Source organism: Pantoea sp. SM3, assembly GCF_000963995.1.
In the GTDB taxonomy this organism is placed as follows: Bacteria; Pseudomonadota; Gammaproteobacteria; order Enterobacterales; family Enterobacteriaceae; genus Pantoea; species Pantoea rwandensis_B.
The window spans coordinates 1-1103 of sequence record NZ_JZRD01000061.1; the positions used below are offsets into that span (position 1 = coordinate 1).

The 1103-nt window shown below is 56.6% G+C and carries 1 protein-coding gene; it reads left to right on the plus strand.

Translation table 11 applies throughout. The annotated features are described in order from the left end of the window. A partial coding sequence (gene accC / locus VI01_RS24040) for an acetyl-CoA carboxylase biotin carboxylase subunit (RefSeq protein ID WP_045816952.1) occupies positions 1-1103 on the plus strand: 1103 nt, incomplete at both ends.

A 1103-nucleotide genomic window follows, 5' to 3' on the forward strand; every position in this document is an offset into this window, starting at 1 on the left:
GGCTACGGCTTCCTCTCTGAGAATGCCGATTTCGCCGAGCAGGTTGAGCGTTCAGGCTTTATCTTCATCGGTCCGAAAGCTGACACCATCCGCCTGATGGGCGACAAAGTGTCTGCGATCACCGCGATGAAGAAAACCGGCGTACCGACCGTGCCAGGATCTGACGGCTCGCTGACCGATGACATGGATAAAAACCGTGCCATTGCCAAACGCATCGGCTACCCGGTCATCATCAAAGCCTCCGGCGGCGGCGGCGGTCGTGGTATGCGCGTGGTGCGCAGTGAAAAAGATTTGGAACAATCCATCGGCATGACGAAAGCGGAAGCCAAAGCGGCTTTCAACAACGACATGGTCTACATGGAGAAATTCCTTGAGAACCCACGCCATATCGAAATTCAGGTGATGGCCGACGGTCAGGGCAACGCTATCTATCTGGCGGAACGTGACTGCTCGATGCAGCGTCGCCACCAGAAAGTGGTCGAGGAAGCACCAGCGCCGGGCATCACGCCGGAACTGCGTCGCTTTATCGGCGAGCGCTGTGCGAAAGCCTGTATCGATATCGGCTACCGCGGTGCGGGTACCTTCGAGTTCCTGTACGAAAACGGTGAGTTCTACTTCATCGAGATGAACACCCGTATTCAGGTGGAGCATCCGGTGACCGAGATGATCACCGGCGTGGATTTGATCAAAGAGCAGCTGCGTATTGCTGCCGGTCAGCCGCTGTCAATCAAACAGGAAGACGTGGTGGTACGCGGTCATGCGGTGGAATGCCGTATCAACGCCGAAGACCCGAACACCTTCCTGCCAAGCCCGGGCAAGATCACCCGTTTCCACGCGCCAGGCGGTTTTGGCGTGCGCTGGGAATCGCACATCTATGCCGGCTACAGCGTGCCGCCGTACTACGATTCCATGATCGGCAAACTGATCACCTACGGTGACACCCGTGAAGTGGCCATCGCGCGTATGAAAAATGCGCTGGCGGAACTGATCATCGACGGCATCAAGACCAACGTCGAGCTGCAGATGAAAATCATGTCCGACGAACATTTCCAGCAGGGTGGCACCAACATCCACTATCTGGAGAAAAAACTCGGCCTGCACGA